Below are 13,358 nucleotides of genomic sequence, written 5' to 3'. Positions count from 1 at the left end.
CGAGAAACAACAGTGTCTGCAATCCGCCATGCCCTGTCGGTCAAACGCGCCGACGATTTCGCCCAGTGGTACCAGGAAGTCATTTCCGCCGCCGACCTTGCAGAGGAATCCGGCGTGCGCGGCTGCATGGTCATCAAGCCGTGGGGCTATGGCATCTGGGAACGCATCCAGCGCCTGATGGATGACCGCATCAAGGCGGCGGGCGTGCAGAACTGTTATTTCCCGATCTTCATCCCGCTCTCGAATTTCGAGCGTGAGGCCGAGCATGTCGAAGGCTTCGCCAAGGAAATGGCGGTGGTAACCCATCACCGCCTGATTGCTGACGGCAAGGGCGGGCTCGTCCCCGATCCCGAAGCGAAGCTGGAAGAGCCGCTGGTGGTGCGCCCCACGTCGGAAACGATCATCGGCGATGCCATGGCGCGCTGGGTGCAGAGCTGGCGCGACCTGCCGCTGCTGACCAATCAGTGGGCCAACGTCGTGCGCTGGGAAATGCGCACCCGCATGTTCCTGCGCACCAGCGAGTTCCTCTGGCAGGAAGGCCATACGGCGCACGAAAACCGTGACAGCGCGATGGAAGAAACCAAGCGCGCGCTCGAAATGTATCGCGCCTGCGCGGAAGACCAGCTCGCCCTGCCGGTGATCGCTGGCGAGAAGCCGGAGAACGAACGTTTCCCCGGCGCGGAAGAGACCTGGTCGATCGAGGCGATGATGCAGGACGGCAAGGCCCTGCAGGCCGGCACCAGCCACTATCTCGGCACGAATTTCGCGGAAGCCGCCGGCATTCGCTATCAGGATCGCGAAGGCAGCCAGCAATTCTGCCATACGACCAGCTGGGGCGTTTCCACCCGTCTGATCGGCGGCGTTATCATGACCCATGGAGACGATGACGGGTTGCGAGTGCCGCCGGCCATTGCGCCTTATCAGATCGTGATCCTGCCCATGTTGCGCGAAGACGATGGCGATGCCGCATTGCTCGCCTATTGCGAGGAACTGCGTTCGGCACTCGTCGGCCAGCAGGCGCTGGGCGAGGCCGTTCGCGTACTGCTCGACAAGACGCCCGGCAAGGCTGCCGCCAAGCGCTGGGACTGGGTGCGCAAGGGTGCGCCGATCATTGTCGAGGTCGGTCCGCGAGACATGGCCGATGGCAAGGTTGCCGTGCTTCGGCGCGACAAGCTCTGGACCGAACAGGGCAAGAGCGCCTTTGCCTTCACTGCTCGCGACGAATTCACAGCCGCCGCCGCAATGATCCTCGCCCAAATCCAGTCTTCGCTTTACGAAGAAGCCAAGGCCCGCCGGGATGCGAACATCACGCGCGGCGTCACCTCGCTGGACGATCTGGCTGCCTTCTATTCCGACGATGCCCGCTATCCGGGCTGGGTCGAGGTGCAGTGGTCAAAGCCCACGGGCGAAGCGCTCGACAAGGTGGTGGAACAGCTCAAGGCGCTGAAGCTGACGATCCGCAACGTGCCGATCGGGGCGGAACCGGCTGACGGCAGCTGCATTTTCACTGGCGGGAAGGCCGTCGAGAGGATCCTGATCGCACGCGCCTATTGATGGGGGAAAGCATGCTGGGTTCGATCAAGTATAATCTGTCGCACCTGGCCAGCTTCTCCGGACGCGATGCTCGCCAGACCTTCTGGTATTACGTTCTCTTTCTGGTGTTAGTGCACTTCGCGATCTCCATGGCCGTAAGCGTGCCGATGGTGATCGCGATGATGCAACGGACATTCGTGCAGGCTCAGGCCGGCGTGGAAGAAGAAATTATGCTTGGCGCCATGATGCAGGACATGGGGGGCTGGATAGCGACCTCTGTCTGGATTGGCGTGGCGATTCAGCTGCTGACGATGGCCCTTGCCGCCGCCGCGTTCGTGCGTCGCCTGCACGATTCCGGGCGCACTGGCTGGTGGTGCGCGCTCGCCATTGCATGCGGGCTGGGCAGTGTTGCCGTGAACATCAGCATGATCGACGAGATGCAGGCCCTGTTCGCTCTCTCTGCCGCCGATCCGATAGCGTTCCAGCAAGCAGCGATGGAGCAGCGGGGCAATCCCCTGTCGCTGCTGGGCTGGATCGCTCCGATCGTCGTGATCGTGTTCGGCGTGATGAAATCCACCGATGGCCCGAACCGCTACGGCGAAGCGCCCGCCCGCTTCTGACGGACAGGCGCTGCCGGTTTCTTCAGTCCCTCACTGCGCAGCCTTGGCCATTTCTGCGCGATAGGCATCCAGGCTGACCTCGCGGCCCAGGAAATCCTGCACCAGTTCGGAGGCGGGCTTGGTCCCGCCCATGGCGAGTACCTTCTCGCGATAGTCCTTCGCCGTAGCGATATTGCGCAGGCCTTCTGCCGAGAAGCGCGTGAACAGGTCGTCCGCGATCACCTTTGACCAGCGATAGGTGTAATAGATCGCGGAATAGCCGTTCAGATGGCCGAACGCGGCCTGCATCTCGACATAGTCGGGTGTGGGAACGAGATCGAAGGCGCCGCGATAATATCGCGCGGCCTCGCCCATATTTTCCGGGACGGGCTGCTGGTGAAATTCCAGAGAGATGTTGGAATAGCCAAGCTGGCGCATGTCGCCGAAGCCGGCGTTGAACAGGCGGGCGCGGTTCATCTTCTCGACCAGATCGCGCGGGATGGGATTGCCGTCCTTGTCCTTCGCGAAGGTCTTGAGCGTGTCGTAATCATAGACCCAGTTTTCCAGCATCTGCGACGGGGCCTCGACGAAGTCCCATTCGGTCGCCACGCCGGACTGGGCGAACCAGCGCTGCGTGCCGCCGAAGATGCCGTGGATCAAATGGCCGAATTCGTGGAGGAAGGTTTCCACATCGCCATGTTCCATGAGGCCGGTGGAGTGATCGCCCTTGGCCATGTTCATCACCAGCGCGCCCAGCGGCACGCTCTTGCCCGGAACACCAGGGCGTAGGGGCACCATGTTGGCGTGGCTGTACTTGCCGGGGCGGGGGTGGGAATCGAGATAGAAGCGCCCGATCAGCTTGCCCTGATCGTAGACCTCGTAAGGCTCCACATCCTTGTCCCACACCTGTGTTTTCCATGGGCGGATTTCGACGCCGAACAGGTCCTGCGTCAGCCTGAGGATGCCGTCGCGCACGTCGTTATAGGCGAAATATTTGCGCGCTTCCTGCGGATCGTAATCGTAATAGCGCTGCTGGACGATGGGAGAGAGCCAGCCCGTCTCCCAGAACTTGATGTCGGTCGCGCCGGGGCGCAGTTCCTGCAGCACCGCCAGGTTCTTGGCATAATCGCCCTTGGCGGCGGGGAGGGCGGCTTCGGCCATGTCCTCCAGCAGCTTCTCCACCTTCTTGGGCGTGTTGACCATCTTGTCTTCCAGCACCAGCTCCGCAAAGTTGCGGCGGCCGAGCTTTTCGGCGAGTTGCTGGCGCAGGTGGAGCAGCTCGCGCAGCTTCGCGTCATTCTCCGGGAAGGCGCGCTGGTTGTAGATGACTGACAATTCCTGCCGCAGCTTGTCGCTCTTGGCGTAGCTCATCACCGGAACATAGTCGGGCGTGGCGGTGGTGATGGTGACAAGCCCGTCCTCACCCGGCTTGTGTGCGGCGATGAAGTCCTCGGGCAGGCCTTCCAGTTCCGACGGCGCAACCTTGAGCGACTTCTGGCCTGCCGCGATATTGGCGTCGAACTCATTGCCGACTTCGGCAATCTTTTCCTGCAGCGCCTGAATCTCGGCTCGTTCGGCATTGCCCAAGGCGACACCGCTGCGTTCGAACGAGGCAAGGGCCTGCTTGAGGTAGAACTGCGTTGCCGCATCTTCCTTCGACGCGTCGATCGCCTTCAGCCGATCGTAGATCGGGCGCGACAGGCTGAGCTTGCTGGAAAGGGTGGAGAGGCGCACCTGGCAATTGCCGCCCGCATCGCGGCGGGGCTGGTCGGCCATCACTTCCTGATACAGCGTGAATTCCCCGCTGCCGCCCCCGATCAGGGCGATCAGTTCGTCATAGCGCACAAGACTGGTGCCGACTGTGGCTGGGCCGGTTTCGTTTTCCAGTTCCGCGATCCGCCGCTCGATTTCCTTCACGAAGAGATCGCACTTGCCATCAATCGCGGCCGCATCGGACGCGGTCGCCAGCAGCGGGCCCATGAAATCCACCACGGATGGCTGCTTGGCGGCTTTGGCCTCGGCCGGCGAAGCGGCAAGGGCGGTTGCGGCGAGCAAAGTGCCCGCGATCTTGTTGCGCATGTATCAGTCCCCAGTAGAATAGTATCCAGGGCAACTAGCGGCCATTGTGCGATGCCGCAATCAATGTGCGTTCGACCAAGGGCTGGCCGTGACAGGCGAATGACATGCGCTCGATCCGCCCCAATCGGGGGATGCGGCGGGCCGCGCCCTTGTGAGCAGGCGCAATCCCGCCCATATCGCGGCCATGCCTGCGCAGAAAACGCCTCCCCGCAAATCCTCGACCCATAAGCCTCGCCGCGCCCCGCTGCCCGGCTTGCCTTCGCGCGAGCAGATCCTCGATTTCATCCAGACTTCCGACGAGCCTGCCGGGAAGCGCGAAATTGCGCGCGCCTTCGGCCTCAAGGGTCAGGAGAAGATCGCGCTCAAGCGGTTGCTGGCGGACATGGCGGATGAAGGGCTGATCGACGGCAAGAAGACGGCGTTTCACCGCATGGGCGGCGTGCCCAAGGTCACGGTGCTGCGCGTGGTGGAGATCGACGATGGCGAGGCTCTGGCCATCCCGGACAGCTGGGCACCCGACGATGGCGCCCCGCCGCCGCGCCTGCGCCTGATCGAGCGCAAGAAGGGGCCGGGCCGCCAGGCTGCCGTGAAAATGGGCGACCGCGTGCTGGCCCGCACGGAGGAGACGCAGACCGGGTGGATCGCCCATCCGATGAAGGTGCTCGCCTCCGCCGATGAAAGCGTGATGGGCGTGGTGGAGATCGACGGTTCCGGCAAGGGCTGGCTCGCCCCGGTGGACAAGCGCATCCGCCATTCCTCGCCCATTGCCGACCTTGGCGGGGCGCAGGGAGGGCAACTGGTGCTGGCAGAGCCTGCCGGTCGCTCGCCTCGCGCCGGGGTGAAAGTGGTGCAGGTGCTGGGCGATCCGCTCGCGCCCAAGGCGTTCAGTCTGATCGCCATCGCCAAATACGGCATTCCCTTCCACTTCAGCAGCGAGACGCTGGAGGAAGCCAAACAGGCCGCCAAACTGCCGCTGAGCGAGGACCATCGCGAGGATCTGCGCGCCATTCCTATCGTCGCCATCGATCCGGCCGACGCGCGGGACCATGACGATGCGATCTGGGCCGAGCCGGACGGGAAGGGCGGCTTCAACGCCATCGTCGCCATTGCCGATGTCAGCTACTACGTCCGCCCCGGCGGCAAGCTCGACCGGGAAGCAAGGAAACGCGGCAATTCGGTCTATTTTCCGGACCGCGTCGTGCCGATGTTGCCGGAAATCCTCAGCGCAGATGTCTGCTCGCTCAAGGAAGGGCAGGATCGCGCCGCGATGGCCTGTCACCTTGCCATCGATGCCAGCGGCAATGTGAAGGCATGGCGCTTCACCCGCGCTATCGTGCGGATCGCGAAGAATATCGCCTATGAGAACGCGCAGGCGGCCATCGACGATGGTTCGGCCGACGATGTGCTCAAGAACCTCTGGGCCTGCTGGCACGCGCTGGCCGATGCGCGCCACGAGCGCGATCCGCTGGAACTGGAACTGCCCGAACGGCGCGTGGTTCTGGACGAGAAGGGCCGCATTGCCGAAATCGCCATCCGCGAACGGCTCGATGCCCACCGCGTGGTGGAAGATTTCATGATCGCGGCCAATGTCGCGGCGGCCAAGGCGCTGGAAAGCAAGGCTCATCCGGTGGTCTATCGCATTCACGAGCCGCCGAGCCGGGAGAAGCTGGTCACCCTGCGCGACTATCTCCAGACCTTCGAGAAGAAGCTCTCGCTCGGCCAGGTCATCACGCCCGGCCTGTTCAACCGCATGTTGAAGGATGTCGCGGATGAGAGCGAGAAGGCACTGATCATGGAGGCGGTGCTGCGCAGCCAGACGCAGGCCTATTACGGCCCGCGCAATGCCGGGCATTTCGGTCTCGCCTTGGGCAGTTACGCGCATTTCACCTCGCCGATCCGTCGCTATGCCGACCTTCTGGTGCATCGCGCGCTGGTGGATGCATTCGGGCTCGAACAGCCCAAGCCGAAGGGCGACGTGCCGCCGACTTCCGGCCTGTCAGACCGCGACCGCGCCGATCTGGAGCGAGTGAGCGAAGCGATCAGCAGTGCCGAACGCCGGGCGATGGAGGCGGAACGCGAAACCATCGATCGCTATGTCGCCGCGTGGCTTTCCGGCCGGGTCGGCGAAGTGTTCGACACGCGGATCACGGGCGTTCAGAAATTCGGCTTCTTCGCCACTATCGTCGGCCTTGGCGGGGACGGGCTGGTGCCGGTCTCCACGCTGGGCAATGATTATTATCACTATGACGATTCCGCGCAGGCGCTGGTGGGCGAACGTACCCGCACGATCTACGCCATGGGCGACCGTTTGAAGCTGCGGCTTGCCGAAGCGAATCCGCTGACCGGCGCGCTCAAGTTCGAACTGCCCGAAGGCGGCAGCGCCCCCATCGAACCGCGCGGTTCGAAGATGGAGGCGAGGAAGAAGGGCAAGCCTATGGTCGGCAAGCGAGGGCGCCCCGGCAATATCCGGCATCAGGGGAAGAAGCGGTAGGCTTCACTGCCAACAACTAGGACTTACCTCCGTTCGTCCTGAGCTTGTCGAAGGCCACGCGTTGTGGGCAGCCTCAGGATGGCCGCTTTCCCGTGTCCTTCGACAAGCTCAGGACGAACGGATGTGGTGGTCTGGTCGAACCCGCTCAACTCAGCCGGTCGATGTCCTCGTCCTTCAGTGCACCCGGCACGATGAAGACCGGGCAGGAAAGCCCGCCCGATGCCTGGCTGAAATGCGTCACCAGCGGGCCGGGATTGCCTTCATGCGCGGCGCCCAGCACCAGCGCGGCAACTTCCGGGTGTTCGGCCAGATATTCGCGGATAACCTTCACCCCTTCGCCCTGGCGCACGGCGATGGTGGGCATCTTGCCGCTTTCGGTGAGCAGGCTGCCCGCGGCGCTGGCCGCCAGCATCTCGGCGCGGTCCTGCGCTTCCTGTTCGATCGTGGCTTGAACACCGCCGAAAGCGACGAAATCCTGCGGGGGAACGAGGGCAAGGATATGCACGGCGCCTTCGGTCTTGGCGGCACGGCGCGAGGCGAAACGCAAGGCGACCCGCGCTTCCTCCGTTTCGTCCATGATGACCAGATAGACGCGCATTTTTCTGCTCTCCCCTTGGAACCCTATCCGCCTAAAGCCGCTTTCAGGCAAGCGGCATGCTGTTTTGCACCAGTGAGCCCTTGCCCCGGCGCGCCAAATTGGCCAGAGAACCACCCGTCAATTCACCAGAGGGACGAAACCTTTCCGCCATGTCCATCGCGATCAAGATGCCCGCTTTGTCACCGACCATGGAGGAGGGCACTCTGGCCCGCTGGCTGGTCAAGGTTGGAGACAAGGTCGCCGCTGGCGACATCATGGCCGAGATCGAGACCGACAAGGCCACGATGGAATTCGAAGCGGTGGATGAAGGCACCATTGCCGACATCGCGATTGCCGAAGGCACCGAAGGTGTGAAGGTCGGCACAGTGATCGCCACCCTTGCCGAGGAAGGCGAAGATCCCGCCAGCGTGAAGCCCGCCGGTGGAGCAGCCGCGCCCGCTGCGGCTCCTGTTCCTGAAGCAAAGCCCGCTCAGCCTGAGCCTGTCGAAGGCCCCGCGAAGGCGGTTGCCCCAAGCTCGACTGACAGCGCGCGTCCTTCGACAGGCTCAGGACGAGCGGATGGCGATCGCGTGATCGCCTCCCCGCTGGCCAAGCGGATCGCGGCCGACAAGGGGCTCGATCTCAAGGCAGTGAAGGGCACCGGCCCGCATGGCCGCATCGTGAAGGCCGACGTCGAAGGCGCGAAGCCCGGTGCTGCCGCTCCCGCTGTCGCGCCGGTTCAGGCGCAGGATTTCGGCATTCCGCACGAAGTCGAAAAGCTCTCCGGCATGCGCAAGACGATTGCGCGCCGCCTGACCGAATCGAAGCAGCAGATTCCGCACATCTACCTCACGGTGGACATCCAGCTCGATGCGCTGCTCAAGCTGCGCGGCGAACTGAATGCGGCGCTGGAAGGCGAGGGCGTGAAGCTCTCCGTCAACGATCTGCTGATCAAGGCTCTCGCCAAGGCCCTGCTGCGCGTGCCGGTGTGCAATGTGCAGTTCGCTGGCGACGAGCTGATCAAGTTCAAGCGCGCCGATATTTCGGTGGCGGTCTCGATCCCTGGCGGGCTTATCACTCCGATCATCGCGGATGCCGGCGTGAAGTCGGTTTCCCAGATTTCGACCGAGATGAAGGACCTTGCCGCTCGCGCCCGCGAAGGCAAGCTCGCGCCCAGCGAATATCAGGGCGGCACGGCCAGCCTGTCCAACATGGGCATGTTCGGCATCAAGCAGTTCGAAGCCGTCATCAATCCGCCGCAGGCGATGATCATGGCCATCGGTTCGGGCGAGAAGCGCCCCTATATCGTCGACGGCGCGCTGGGCGTCGCCACGGTGATGAGCGCGACCGGCAGCTTCGACCATCGCGCCATCGACGGTGCGGATGGCGCGCAGCTGATGCAGGTCTTCAAGGAACTGATCGAAAAGCCGTTGGGCCTGGTGGCCTGAGGCTTTCCTACACACCCGCCGGGAGGATATGCTCCTCACCATGATTTCGCAGTTTTCCCTTTCGGATCGGGCAGCCAGCCCGATTTTGAAAAGTCACACGGCTTTTGCAGCAAGTGACTGGAAAGACTGCGAGAAAATGGAAAAATTCGGGTGTTTCGCACGTAGTTCCGCGTCAACTTCGGCGAGGTTTTGAGTGACCGAGCAGCGCGATCCCGCCATCCGAGTCACGGCTATGCCCGCCGATGCCAACGCCTATGGCGACATCTTCGGCGGCTGGCTGGTCAGCATCATGGACAACGGCGCGGGCCTTATCGCCGCGCGCCGCGCCAAGGGCCGGGCCGTCACTGTCGCCATCGACGGGATGCAGTTCCACGAACCGGTGAAGGTGGGGGACGAAGTCTCTGTCTACGGCACGATCGAGAAGGTCGGCCGCACCAGCATGGTCATCGCCGTGGAAGCCTGGCGCCGCCCGCGCCATCTGGAAGAGGCAGTAAAGGTTACGCAGGCGAAGTTCACCTTCGTCGCCATCGACGACAACGGGCAACCGCGCCCAGTAGACGCTCAGGAGTAATTCGAAGTGGCAGAAGCCTACGACGTCATCGTTCTCGGTTCCGGCCCCGGCGGCTATGTCGCGGCGATCCGTGCCGCGCAGCTTGGCCTGAAGACTGCCATTGTGGAACGCGAATTGCTGGGCGGCATCTGCCTCAACTGGGGCTGCATTCCCACCAAGGCGCTGCTGCGTTCGGCCGAGATCTATCACTACATGCAGCACGCCAAGGATTACGGGCTGGCGGCCAAGGAAATCACCGCCGATCTCGAAGCCATCGTGAAGCGTTCGCGCGGCGTGGCCAAGCAGCTCAATCAGGGCGTCACGCATCTGATGAAGAAGAACAAGATCGCCGTCCACATGGGCACGGGCACGCTGAAGGGCCCGAACACGCTGGACGTGGCGGGCGAAAAGGGCTCCGAAACGCTCACCGCCAAGCATATCATCGTCGCCACCGGCGCCCGCGCACGCGATCTGCCTTTCGCCCCGGCGGACGGCAAACGCGTGTGGACCTATCGCCACGCGATGACGCCCAGCGAAATGCCAAGCAAGCTGCTGGTGATCGGCAGCGGTGCGATCGGCATCGAATTCGCCAGCTTCTACAATGACATGGGCGTGGACGTGACCGTGGTTGAAATGCTCGACCGGGTCGTGCCGGTGGAAGATGCGGATGTCTCCGCCTTCCTACAGAAGGCACTGACCAAGCAGGGCATGAATATCCTGACCGGCGCCGCGCTGGAGGAACTCAAGGTTTCCGACAAGGGCGTGTCCGCCAAGATCAAGGGTAAGGACGGCAAGGTCACGGAAGGACAGTTCAGCCATGTGATCGTCGCCATCGGCATCCAGCCCAACACCGAGAATATCGGGCTCGACAAGCTGGGAGTGAAGCTGGATCGCGGCTTCATCCAGATCGATCCCTATGGCCGGACCGGCGTGAAGGGCCTGTGGGCCATCGGCGATTGCGTGCCCGGCCCGTGGCTGGCGCACAAGGCCAGCCATGAAGGCGTGACTGCCGCCGAAGCCATCGCGCAGGAACTGGGCAACAAGGACGTCCATCCGCACCCGCTGGACCGCAACAATATCCCGGGCTGCACCTATTGCCACCCGCAGATCGCCAGCGTCGGCATGACCGAGGCAAAGGCCAAGGAAGCGGGCTACACCGTGAAGGTCGGCATGTTCCCCTTCATCGGCAACGGCAAGGCCATCGCGCTGGGCGAGCCGGAAGGCTTCGTGAAGACGGTGTTCGACGCCAAGACCGGTGAATTGCTGGGTGCCCATATGGTCGGTGCGGAAGTGACGGAGATGATCCAGGGCTATGTCGTGGGCAAGACGCTCGAAACCACTGAGGCCGAGTTGATGAACACGATCTTCCCGCATCCTACCATCAGCGAATCCATGCATGAAAGCGTGCTTGCCGCTTATGGCAGGGCGCTGCATATCTGATCGGCGAAACAGGGGGCTTGTCGCCATGCGTTACCGTAATCTCGCTGCGCTTTCGGTTTTGGCCCTGCTCGGTGCCTGCTGGCAGGCCGACCAGCCCCTTATTCCCAATGGCGAAGCGGATAGTCCGCCGAAAATTCTGGGCACTTACGACATCGTCTCGGAAGCCAACGGACCCGACGGCACGGCGACCGTAAGCAAGAGCAAGACGGCGGGCTTCTTCGATTACGAAGCGAAAGACCCCAAGGGCCTGGTGCTGAAGCGGTTGCTGCGCTTCGACCGTCTCTCGGGCGAATGGTATCTCGTCCAGTCGCAAAATGTGGACGCGGATAAAGGGGCAGGCCAACCCAATTTCCGCTTCCTGAAGATCGCTGGCGACAAGATCGAGGAATATGAGCCGAGCTGCGATCTGACGGAAGCCGCGATCCCCAATGTGGCAGTCAACGATGGTGACTGCACCTTTGCCGATTACAAGGGCCTCAAGGCCGCCGCGCAGAACCGGCTCAAGCAGGCCCAGGGCGGGGACGAAGCTTCGCTGTCGCTTCAGAACAGCTTCACCAAGAAGACGAAATAGCGACGGGGCGGCAGCATGGAAATCCTGCCGCTCAGCAAGGCCTTCACGCTGATCGAACCGGGCCCGGTGGTGCTGGTCACGACCAATGACGGGCGGCGGGACAATGTGATGACCATCACCTGGACCATGGTGATGGACTTCTCGCCCCGCTACGCGATCACCACCGGCCCGTGGAACCACTCCTGGGCCGCGTTGCGCGACACGGGCGAATGCGTGCTCGCCATTCCCACGGTGGACCTGATCGACACCGCGGTGGGCATCGGCATGTGTTCCGGGACGGAAACCGACAAATTCGCGCGCTTCGGCCTGACGCGGCATCCCGCCCGCGAAGTTAAGGCGCCGCTGATCGCCGAATGCCTCGCAAATGTAGAATGCCGGGTGGTCGAGATTATCGAGCCCTACGGCATCGTGGTTCTGGACGGCCTAGCGGCGTGGCACGATCCCGCAAGGCAGGAAAAGCGCCTGCTCCACGCGGTGGGAGACGGGACCTTCATCGCGGATGGCGAAGTGCTCGACCGGCGGGAAATGATGCGGGCGAAGATACCGCCGGGGGTGTGATTGCGTGAAAGGGTGGCGGAAGAGGTGGGATTGTCCTTCGCTCCGCTGCGGACGCCTCCGCCGCTTTGCGGCTATGGCCCCGAACCCGGCGGCTTCTTTCCAAACCTCTTCCTTCAAGCCCTTGCAGGACTTGGCGGAAGAGGTGGGATTCGAACCCACGAAGGGCTTGCACCCTTGCCGGTTTTCAAGACCGGTGCCTTCAACCGCTCGGCCACTCTTCCGTCGCGCAAGCGGCTAGCGTCCTTTGCGCTGCTTGTCACCGGCCATTTGACCGGCTGGTGAATTACCTCTGGACAGAGTCAACTTCTTTGAATAGACAAAGTCAACGAATAGTGCGGCGGTGCGGACGAACGAGGTCGTAAAACGGCTCGGTGCCGCCGGATTACTCCCCCGACGCGGGGTGGGGCACGGCAACGCCTTCCCATCCCAGCAATGTTTCCGATTGTTCCACTCCGCGTCGATTCTTCCTGACCTTCCTGACCTTCCGGCCTTTCCGACAAACAGGAGCGATTTCCTCCTGTTGCCCCGTGACTCTCTCGCCTGATGGCATTAGGCAAAATCAACGAGCGCGATTGCGCCGTTCGGGAGACAATTTCGAGATCCGCAACTGGCCGGTGCGGCCACGGCAGCGGACTGAATGGAGAGACTGGGATGAAACGCCAAATTTTCGCAGCGATAGCCGGCTTCACGGCTCTTACCATGGCTTCCCCCGCCATGGCCCAGGCCGGTTGTACCCGCGAACAGCTGGACGAAACCGCGCAAAGCTGGATCAACGCCCTGGAGAAGGGCAGCCCGTTCGAAATGGAAATGGGTGAATGGGTCGATTATCGCGAGAACTTCAAGCTCGGCACCCTGTCCGCGCTGTTCACCAAGCCGCGCAATGTGGATTGGTCGCTCAAGGTGCTCGATACCACAGCCTGCAAGGTCTTCATCGAAACCGTGATGACCGATCCGGAACATCCCTATGTCATGGCCACGCAGATCAATCGTGGCTGGCAGGGCGGCGTCGGCACGATCAACAACATCGCCACGGACGAGGGCGACTGGCTGTTCAACGCCGCCAACACGCTGAAATACGCCTCGGCCGAGAATTGGTCGGTCATTCCCGAAGGCCAGCGCAATACCCGTCAGGAACTCATCGCGGCGGCCAATGCCTATCTCGACCTGTTCAACGACAAGAACGTGCAGGTTCCTTGGGGTACACCCTGTGCCCGCCTTGAAGGCGGTATCTACACCGGTCGCGGCCAGGCGGATGACACCTGCAATGTCGGCGTGCCTTCGGGCGTGAAGCTGGCCTCGCGCGAATATGTGGTGGACGAGGCGCTCGGCACGGTCAGCGTGTTCCTGAAGTTCGGCGAGAAGGCCCGTCCGGACAGCCACCTGTTCCGTATCGAGAACGGCAAGATCCGCTACGTCCACACCGTGACCAATTGCGGCACGGAAGTGAATTGCGGGTTCAAGCCGGTCGACTGGAGCAATCCTCCGGGGCCGCCGCAGGCCAACTGAGGCGCC

Annotated in this window: 12 protein-coding genes and 1 tRNA gene; 9 read left to right on the top strand and 4 right to left on the bottom strand. The window is 62.8% G+C overall.

Translation table 11 applies throughout. The features are described from left to right. Positions 1-12 precede the first annotated feature (12 nt). Both proS and WFP36_RS01390 read left to right on the top strand, forming a co-directional pair. Positions 13-1,554 carry a proline--tRNA ligase gene (gene proS, locus WFP36_RS01395; protein ID WP_336977228.1) on the top strand — a complete coding sequence of 514 codons (1,542 nt, stop codon included), beginning with the start codon at positions 13-15 and terminating at the stop codon, positions 1,552-1,554. Positions 1,555-1,565: 11 nt separating this feature from the next. Next, the gene (locus WFP36_RS01390) at positions 1,566-2,153 is read left to right on the top strand and encodes a DUF805 domain-containing protein (protein WP_336977227.1); all 588 of its coding nucleotides are present in this window, start codon (positions 1,566-1,568) and stop codon (positions 2,151-2,153) included. 30 nt (positions 2,154-2,183) lie between these two features. Here WFP36_RS01390 and WFP36_RS01385 read toward each other — a convergent pair whose 3' ends face one another. Next, entirely contained in the window at positions 2,184-4,211 is a 2,028-nt protein-coding gene (locus WFP36_RS01385) for a M3 family metallopeptidase (RefSeq protein ID WP_336977226.1), read from the bottom strand. Positions 4,212-4,395: 184 nt separating this feature from the next. Between WFP36_RS01385 and rnr the strand changes: the two genes are divergently transcribed. Further along, the gene (gene rnr, locus WFP36_RS01380; RefSeq protein ID WP_336977225.1) at positions 4,396-6,702 is read left to right on the top strand and encodes a ribonuclease R; all 2,307 of its coding nucleotides are present in this window, start codon (positions 4,396-4,398) and stop codon (positions 6,700-6,702) included. 145 nt (positions 6,703-6,847) lie between these two features. Here rnr and WFP36_RS01375 read toward each other — a convergent pair whose 3' ends face one another. Both WFP36_RS01375 and WFP36_RS01370 read right to left on the bottom strand, forming a co-directional pair. Then, complete coding sequence (locus WFP36_RS01375) at positions 6,848-7,300, bottom strand: universal stress protein (RefSeq protein ID WP_336977223.1); 453 nt, start codon at positions 7,298-7,300, stop codon at positions 6,848-6,850. Positions 7,301-7,343: 43 nt separating this feature from the next. Further along, on the bottom strand, positions 7,344-7,490 hold the full coding sequence (locus WFP36_RS01370; protein ID WP_336978710.1) for a hypothetical protein: 147 nt from the start codon (positions 7,488-7,490) through the stop codon (positions 7,344-7,346). Here WFP36_RS01370 and WFP36_RS01365 point away from each other — a divergent pair. The 5 genes from WFP36_RS01365 to WFP36_RS01345 all read left to right on the top strand — a co-directional run bounded on the left by WFP36_RS01365 (position 7,450) and on the right by WFP36_RS01345 (position 11,846). Continuing rightward, complete coding sequence (locus WFP36_RS01365; protein WP_336977221.1) at positions 7,450-8,727, top strand: pyruvate dehydrogenase complex dihydrolipoamide acetyltransferase; 1,278 nt, start codon at positions 7,450-7,452, stop codon at positions 8,725-8,727. The two genes, WFP36_RS01370 and WFP36_RS01365, sit on opposite strands and share 41 nt — an antisense overlap. 232 nt (positions 8,728-8,959) lie before the next feature. Further along, positions 8,960-9,298: an acyl-CoA thioesterase gene (locus tag WFP36_RS01360; protein WP_336978671.1), complete on the top strand. Its 339-nt coding sequence runs from the start codon at positions 8,960-8,962 to the stop codon at positions 9,296-9,298. A gap of 6 nt (positions 9,299-9,304) precedes the next feature. Continuing rightward, the gene (gene lpdA, locus WFP36_RS01355) at positions 9,305-10,717 is read left to right on the top strand and encodes a dihydrolipoyl dehydrogenase (protein WP_336977219.1); all 1,413 of its coding nucleotides are present in this window, start codon (positions 9,305-9,307) and stop codon (positions 10,715-10,717) included. 25 nt (positions 10,718-10,742) lie between these two features. Further along, entirely contained in the window at positions 10,743-11,288 is a 546-nt protein-coding gene (locus WFP36_RS01350) for a hypothetical protein (RefSeq protein WP_336977218.1), read from the top strand. Between the two features lie 15 nt (positions 11,289-11,303). Beyond that, complete coding sequence (locus WFP36_RS01345; RefSeq protein WP_336977216.1) at positions 11,304-11,846, top strand: flavin reductase family protein; 543 nt, start codon at positions 11,304-11,306, stop codon at positions 11,844-11,846. Positions 11,847-11,977: 131 nt separating this feature from the next. Here the strand turns inward: WFP36_RS01345 and WFP36_RS01340 are convergent. Continuing rightward, positions 11,978-12,067, bottom strand: a tRNA-Ser gene (locus WFP36_RS01340). A 430-nt stretch (positions 12,068-12,497) separates the two neighbouring features. Between WFP36_RS01340 and WFP36_RS01335 the strand changes: the two genes are divergently transcribed. Then, positions 12,498-13,352, top strand: a complete 855-nt coding sequence (locus WFP36_RS01335; protein ID WP_336977214.1) for a hypothetical protein — start codon at positions 12,498-12,500, stop codon at positions 13,350-13,352. Positions 13,353-13,358 lie beyond the last annotated feature (6 nt).

Source organism: Fulverythrobacter fulvus (assembly GCF_037154085.1).
Lineage (GTDB): Bacteria > Pseudomonadota > Alphaproteobacteria > Sphingomonadales > Sphingomonadaceae > Andeanibacterium > Andeanibacterium fulvum.
The sequence above is the reverse complement of the archived record's forward strand: the minus strand, read 5'-3'. Positions and strand labels throughout refer to the sequence as shown.

Coding starts and splice junctions, on each gene's coding strand:
- WFP36_RS01345 (WP_336977216.1), top strand. CDS start 11,304: ATGGAAATCCTGCCGCTCAGCAAGGCCTTCACGCTGATCGAACCGGGC.
- WFP36_RS01390 (WP_336977227.1), top strand. CDS start 1,566: ATGCTGGGTTCGATCAAGTATAATCTGTCGCACCTGGCCAGCTTCTCC.
- rnr (WP_336977225.1), top strand. CDS start 4,396: ATGCCTGCGCAGAAAACGCCTCCCCGCAAATCCTCGACCCATAAGCCT.
- WFP36_RS01360 (WP_336978671.1), top strand. CDS start 8,960: ATGCCCGCCGATGCCAACGCCTATGGCGACATCTTCGGCGGCTGGCTG.
- WFP36_RS01335 (WP_336977214.1), top strand. CDS start 12,498: ATGAAACGCCAAATTTTCGCAGCGATAGCCGGCTTCACGGCTCTTACC.
- WFP36_RS01370 (WP_336978710.1), bottom strand. CDS start 7,490: ATGGTCGGTGACAAAGCGGGCATCTTGATCGCGATGGACATGGCGGAA.
- WFP36_RS01365 (WP_336977221.1), top strand. CDS start 7,450: ATGTCCATCGCGATCAAGATGCCCGCTTTGTCACCGACCATGGAGGAG.
- WFP36_RS01350 (WP_336977218.1), top strand. CDS start 10,743: ATGCGTTACCGTAATCTCGCTGCGCTTTCGGTTTTGGCCCTGCTCGGT.
- WFP36_RS01375 (WP_336977223.1), bottom strand. CDS start 7,300: ATGCGCGTCTATCTGGTCATCATGGACGAAACGGAGGAAGCGCGGGTC.
- WFP36_RS01385 (WP_336977226.1), bottom strand. CDS start 4,211: ATGCGCAACAAGATCGCGGGCACTTTGCTCGCCGCAACCGCCCTTGCC.